Below are 6,335 nucleotides of genomic sequence, written 5' to 3' on the forward strand. Positions count from 1 at the left end.
CTCATGGAGATTCGTAACGAACTGTCCGCAGATTCGCTTCAACCAAAAATTGATCGGTTGTGGCAACTTTCAGCAGAAAAAATTAATCTTATTTCAAAAGAATACGATACCTCCAAAGGTTCACCCGTTTTTACAGTTAACGGAAAATATACAACCCGTGGCTGGACAGAATGGACACAGGGATTTCAATATGGTGCCGAAGTTTTACAATTTGATGTTACCGGCGACGAATCATTTCTAGCAAAAGCCAGAAAAAATACGGTTGACCATATGGCATCTCATGTCAGCCATTTTGGTGTTCATGATCATGGATTTAATAATGTAAGCACTTACGGAAACCTGCTTCGGTTAATGAATGAAGGCCGAATCGAAGAAAACAAGTGGGAACGCGATTTCTATGAGCTGGCTTTGAAAATTTCCGGTTCCGTTCAGGCGAAACGCTGGACTAATACCAAAGACGGCCAGGGATATATTCATTCTTTCAACGGTCCGCATTCTTTATTTGTCGACACAATCCGTTCTGTTCGTGCCTTGATGGTTTCTCATTTATTGGGACATAGTCTGATGGGCGAAAATGATGTAAAAACGAGTTTGCTGGAAAGAGGTACTTTTCATTCCCTCGCTACTGCAAAATATTCCGTTTATTATGGCGAAGGCCGTGACAGCTACGATCTTTGGGGCAGAACGGCGCATGAAAGCGTATTTAATACCAACGACGGCAATTTCCGCTGCCCGAATTCCCAGCAAGGATTTTCTGGCTTCACAACCTGGACGCGCGGATTAGCCTGGGCGATGACAGGTTTTGCGGAGCAATTGGAATCTCTTTCTTCTTTTTCAGATGAAGAATTGAAACAAATCGGGGGACGGGAAAATATTGAAAATATCTATCTCAAAGCCGCAAAAGCTACCTGCGATTTCTACATAAAACATACTGCTTCCGACGGAATTCCGTATTGGGATACCGGGGCTCCTCTGCTTTACAAATTAGGAGATTATACCAGCAGAAAGTCCGATCCTTACAATGATTTTGAACCAATTGACAGTTCAGCCGCAGCCATTGGAGCGCAAGGATTATTGAGGTTGGGAAAATATTTGAATGATAAAAACCAGTCAGAAGAAGGAAATAAATATTGGCAAGCGGGCCTTACTACAATAAATACACTTTTCGACGAGCCTTATTTATCAACAGATCCAACACATCAGGGTCTCATTCTCCATTCCGTTTATCACCGACCAAATGGCTGGGATAATATTCCGGATGGCCAAAAAGTACCAAACGGAGAATCCAGCATGTGGGGTGATTATCACGCAAGAGAAGTCGCACTTTATCTGCACAGGATCAACAAGGGTTTGCCATACTACTCATACCTAGGGGCCGTTCGCAATGGTTAATTTCTAATGGTTAAGTATTAATTGTTAATGACCGCGTTTGAAGTGTTTTGCTTAAACCTATTTCATTGAAATCCTTTAATAAACAACCCTCAACGCTTCTAATTTCAAAATTCAACCAACCCAACATTAACAATTAACCCTTAATAATTAAAAAGTAACTCTTAATAATTAAAAATTAAAAAGATGACTCTCGATCGCTGTTGCATCCATACCATTACTACCAAACCCTGGGCGCTTCCGGAGGCTGTTGAAAAATATGCGGCGGCTGGCGTTAAGGGAATTAGTGTCTGGCAGAATGCTACGGAAGGTATTGGTCCGAGACGCGCTGGAGAAATAATTCGCGCCGCTGGGCTTGAAATCGTTTCATATGTGCGTGGCGGATTTTTTCCCAATACAAGCAGCGCGGGAAGAGCACAGGCGATTGATCAGAATAAAAAATTACTTGAAGAAGCTGCCGCTTTGGCTGCTCCTATGATCGTTTTGGTTTGCGGCGCTTCGCCTGACCAGTCACTTGATATTTCCAGAAATCAGATTCGTGAAGGTATTGAGGCGATTTTGCCATTAGCAGAAAAGCTGAATGTAAAATTGGCTATCGAACCACTTCACCCGATGTACGCTGCTGACCGCTCTGCCATTAATACGTTAGCGCAAGCCAATGATATGGCTGAGTTTTTCAAGTCCGATTATGTTGGTGTGGCTGTTGATGTTTATCATTTATGGTGGGATCCGCAACTGGAAAAAGAAATCGCCCGCTGCGGTGCGAATGGAAATCTTTTCGCTTATCACGTTTGCGACTGGAAAGTGAATACGATAGATCTTTTAAACGATCGCGGGTTAATGGGCGAAGGCTGTATTGACCTTAAAAAAATCAGAAGCTGGGTAGAAGCAACCGGTTTCAAAGGTTTTTGTGAAGTAGAAATTTTCTCAAATATACATTGGGCAAAAGACCAGGATATTTTCCTGAAAGAAGTTACAGAAGCTTTTATTCTGCATGTATAAAAGTAACAACAATCTTAAATGTTGGAGTATCAAAAAGCTAACAGCTAATAACTAATCGTTAAAACCTACAAAAATGATTACTCATACTATCGGCATTATCATGAACGGCGTTACGGGCCGTATGGGAACCAACCAGCATTTACTCCGCTCCATTGTTGCAATAATCGAACAAGGCGGCGTGAAAATTTCGGCTGATGAAATCATTATGCCGGATCCAATTCTGGTTGGGAGAAATAAAGCCAAACTGGAAGCTTTGGGCAAACAATCCGGAATCACAAAATTCACAACTGATCTGGATTCTGTTCTGGCTGATCCGCATTTTCAGATTTATTTTGATGCACAGGTTACCGGTCGCAGAGCGCCGGCGGTGAAAAAGGCGATTTTAGCCGGGAAACATATTTATTGTGAAAAACCAACAGGTACAACAACCGAAGAAGCGCTTGAACTTTACGAACTCGCTACCGCAGCCGGACTTAAAAATGGCGTGGTCCAGGACAAACTCTGGCTTCCGGGTATGCTGAAACTGAAACGATTGATGGAAAGCGGTTTTTTCGGAAAGATACTTTCTGTGCGTGGAGAATTTGGCTACTGGGTTTTTGAAGGCCATTCCATTCCTGCACAACGTCCATCCTGGAATTACAGAAAAGAAGACGACGGCGGAATTATTGTCGATATGCTTTGTCACTGGCGATATGTGTTGGATAATCTTTTTGGAAAGGTGAAAGCAGTTTCCTGTCTGGGTGCTACCCATATTCCGGAAAGAATCGATGAAAACGGTAAGCCTTATAGTTGTACAGCCGACGACGCATGTTACGCGACTTTTGAATTGGAAGGTGATGTTATCGCTCAGTTCAATTCTTCATGGACGGTTCGTGTCCGTCGCGACGATTTGCTGACTTTGCAGGTTGACGGAACAAAAGGTTCTGCTGTGGCTGGTTTGCGAGAATGTTACACACAGCATTATGGAAACACGCCAAAACCCGTCTGGAATCCGGACATTGCTCAGCCTATTCCTTTCTTCGATGGCTGGGCGAAAGTACCGGAGCAGGAAAACTTTGATAATGCTTTTAAAGCGCAATGGGAGTTATTCCTCAAACACGTTGTAAAAGACACGCCATTCCCTTGGGATCTCAAAGCCGGAGCACGTGGTGTTCAACTGGCAGAAAAAGGCATTGAAAGCTGGGAAAAGCGCCAATGGGTTACAATTGACGAGTTATAAAAGTCTTATCATAAATCAACGTACTATTTTATGAAAAAGACAGCGCTTATTACCGGAGGAAGTCGTGGAATCGGCTTCGGAATTGCAAAAGCATTGGCAAAAGAGGGATTTAATCTGGCAATCAATGGCGTCCGTGATGAAGAAAATGCAGCAGAAGCATTGGAAGAACTTCGTCAGCTTGGTGCGGATGTACTTTACTGTCAGGGAAGTATTGCCATTGCAGAAGACCGGGAGAAAATCATTTCAAAAGCTTATGAGTTTTTCGGACAAATAAATTTGCTGGTCAACAATGCAGGAATTGCCCCGCGTGTGAGAATGGATCTGTTGGAAACTACTCCTGAAAATTATCAGGAAGTAATGACAATCAATCTGGAAGGGCCGTTTTTTTTCACCCAAAGTGTTGCAAAAAAAATGGCTCATGCAAAACAGAACAATCATGCATTTGAAGCAACGATCATTTTTGTTACATCAATTTCGGCAACGGTCGTTTCAATAAATCGTGGAGAATATTGTGTTTCAAAAGCCGGATTAGCCATGACCAGCGCACTTTTTGCTGTTCGTATGGCAGAATACAACATTCCTGTTTTTGAAATCCGCCCTGGTGTAATTGCGACAGATATGACCGCAAAAGTTCAGGAAAAATACAATGGACTTTTCGAAAACGGAATGGCATTGCAACCACGCTGGGGAACGCCTGAAGATGTTGGAAAAGCGGTTGCATCACTCACAAGAGGCGATTTTCCATATTCCACCGGGCAAGTGATCGGTGTGGATGGTGGAATGCTGATTGACCGACTGTGAGGGATCCGTTAGCTTTTAGCGGTTAGCTATTAGCGGTTAGCTATTAGCGGTTAGCTATTAGCTCTTTGGCCCGTCGATATATTATTGGCTCTTCCAGATATGCTTAACAACAGAATATTCAAATGATCCAAACTAACGCCCAATCGCTAACCCCTAAGTTCCATGTCCGCCATTCCACAATCCCGTCCGTCTTTGTTATCACAGCTTATGCAAGTGCCGGTTATCGTTGCTGCACTTGGTTATCTGGTGGATATGTATGATTTATTTTTGTTTAGTGTTGTGCGTGTTCCTAGCCTGAAAGCATTGAATGTAGCTGACGACCAATTGTTAACGCAGGGAATTAAATTGCTGAATTACCAAATGGCCGGCATGCTGATTGGCGGGGTTTTATGGGGTATTCTTGCCGATAAAAAAGGACGGCTTTCCGTTCTTTTTGGTTCCATTATCATGTATTCCCTGGCAAACATCAGTAATGGTTTTGTCACTTCGGTTGATCAGTATGCCATTTTACGCTTTGTAGCCGGTGTAGGTTTGGCTGGGGAATTAGGCGCTGGAATTACACTGGTTACGGAAGTTTTACCAAAGGAAGTTCGCGGATATGGAACAACGCTGGTGGCTACGCTGGGTGTTATGGGCGCTATTCTGGCCTATTTTGTAGCTGATTTATTTGCCTGGAGAGTTTCTTATTTTGTCGGTGGCGGAATGGGACTGATACTTTTGGTACTAAGATTCAATGTTTTTGAATCAGGTATGTTTCAAAAAATAAAAGAGAAAAGTGTTGATCAGGGAAACATTTTAATGATCATCGGAAATGGTAAACGATTCAAAAAATATCTGATGGCAATTCTGGTTGGACTTCCAATCTGGTTTGTCGTTGGTATCTTGATTACATTTTCACCGGAATTCGGCCATGCCAAAGGCATTGTCGGCGTTAATGCCGGCAAAGCTGTTATGCTCGCTTTTTCCGGACAGGTTTTTGGTGATATTGCAAGCGGGTTATTAAGTCAATATTTGAAAAGCCGCAAAAAGGTAATTGGTTTGTTCATCACACTTTCTCTTTGTATGATGATAACCTACCTGCTGATTCCCTTGCAAGATGCTTTTTCCTTTTACATCGTTTGTGCGTTTTTGGGATTTTGTAATGGCTACTGGACATTATTCATCACCATCGCAGCCGAACTTTTCGGTACAAATTTACGGGCAACAGTAGCGACAACCGTTCCTAATTTTGTCCGCGGCGCCACAATTCCGCTGGCAGCTTTATTTGTTCAGTTCAAACCCAATCTTGGAGTAATCAACAGTGGACTTACTTTGGGAATTATTACCAGTATAATTGCTTTGATTGCACTATACTTTTTGGAAGAAACATTTACAAAGGATATGAATTTTGTAGAAAAAGATTAAAATAGATTCCAGGGAATAAATCCAATCCGGCCCAGGGAATAAATTCCCTGGCTACAATGTCGGCCGTGCTTACAGCACTAGATAAAATGCCATAGGCATGTACGATATGGTAACCAGGGATTTCAATCCCTGGATTTGGCGCAATATTCGCATTCACAAAATGCCGCAGGCATGGCCGATATCGTAACCCTGGATTTCAATCCAGGGATTAGCCGCAATCTCTGCGATCACAAAATGCCGTAGGTATGGCCGATATAATTTACGTAACAAGCTTCTCCTCAAACCGCTTTTTTAAGATTGAACATAGTTCAGACCATTATTTTCACAAAACCTCAACAACCCCTTTTAACCGTTTAATTGCTCATTTATTCCCAATACCACTTATCACTGAAAAGCATCCATTCGTGTACTTTGTTATACATAGTACCTGCCATCACCCTATCTTTGATTCATCAATAAGGGAAACAATTACAACAAAACATTAAATATAAATAGCCATGAAAAATTCATTCAAAAATAT

Annotated in this window: 5 protein-coding genes; all 5 read left to right on the top strand. The window is 42.3% G+C overall.

Annotated features, from left to right (window positions below):
• Positions 1 to 3: 3 nt before the first annotated feature.
• The 5 genes from FDK13_RS30615 to FDK13_RS30635 all read left to right on the top strand — a co-directional run bounded on the left by FDK13_RS30615 (position 4) and on the right by FDK13_RS30635 (position 5,815).
• On the top strand, positions 4 to 1,392 hold the full coding sequence (locus FDK13_RS30615) for a glycoside hydrolase family 88 protein (protein ID WP_137343825.1): 1,389 nt from the start codon (positions 4 to 6) through the stop codon (positions 1,390 to 1,392).
• A 183-nt stretch (positions 1,393 to 1,575) separates the two neighbouring features.
• Positions 1,576 to 2,391 (top strand): sugar phosphate isomerase/epimerase family protein, encoded by an 816-nt coding sequence (locus FDK13_RS30620; protein WP_137343826.1) that lies wholly within the window; start codon positions 1,576 to 1,578, stop codon positions 2,389 to 2,391.
• A gap of 73 nt (positions 2,392 to 2,464) precedes the next feature.
• Positions 2,465 to 3,610, top strand: coding sequence for a Gfo/Idh/MocA family protein (locus FDK13_RS30625; RefSeq protein ID WP_170982956.1), 1,146 nt, complete (start codon positions 2,465 to 2,467; stop codon positions 3,608 to 3,610).
• A 30-nt stretch (positions 3,611 to 3,640) separates the two neighbouring features.
• On the top strand, positions 3,641 to 4,411 hold the full coding sequence (locus FDK13_RS30630) for a 3-ketoacyl-ACP reductase (RefSeq protein WP_137343827.1): 771 nt from the start codon (positions 3,641 to 3,643) through the stop codon (positions 4,409 to 4,411).
• A gap of 162 nt (positions 4,412 to 4,573) precedes the next feature.
• Positions 4,574 to 5,815, top strand: coding sequence for an MFS transporter (locus FDK13_RS30635; RefSeq protein ID WP_137343828.1), 1,242 nt, complete (start codon positions 4,574 to 4,576; stop codon positions 5,813 to 5,815).
• The last annotated feature ends 520 nt before the right edge of the window (positions 5,816 to 6,335 follow it).

Source organism: Dyadobacter frigoris, assembly GCF_005280585.1.
Classification (GTDB): Bacteria; Bacteroidota; Bacteroidia; order Cytophagales; family Spirosomataceae; genus Dyadobacter; species Dyadobacter frigoris.

Bases quoted from the DNA above. Each gene is read 5' to 3' on its own strand.
- FDK13_RS30635 (WP_137343828.1), top strand. From the start codon at position 4,574: ATGTCCGCCATTCCACAATCCCGTCCGTCTTTGTTATCACAGCTTATG.
- FDK13_RS30615 (WP_137343825.1), top strand. From the start codon at position 4: ATGGAGATTCGTAACGAACTGTCCGCAGATTCGCTTCAACCAAAAATT.
- FDK13_RS30630 (WP_137343827.1), top strand. From the start codon at position 3,641: ATGAAAAAGACAGCGCTTATTACCGGAGGAAGTCGTGGAATCGGCTTC.
- FDK13_RS30625 (WP_170982956.1), top strand. From the start codon at position 2,465: ATGATTACTCATACTATCGGCATTATCATGAACGGCGTTACGGGCCGT.
- FDK13_RS30620 (WP_137343826.1), top strand. From the start codon at position 1,576: ATGACTCTCGATCGCTGTTGCATCCATACCATTACTACCAAACCCTGG.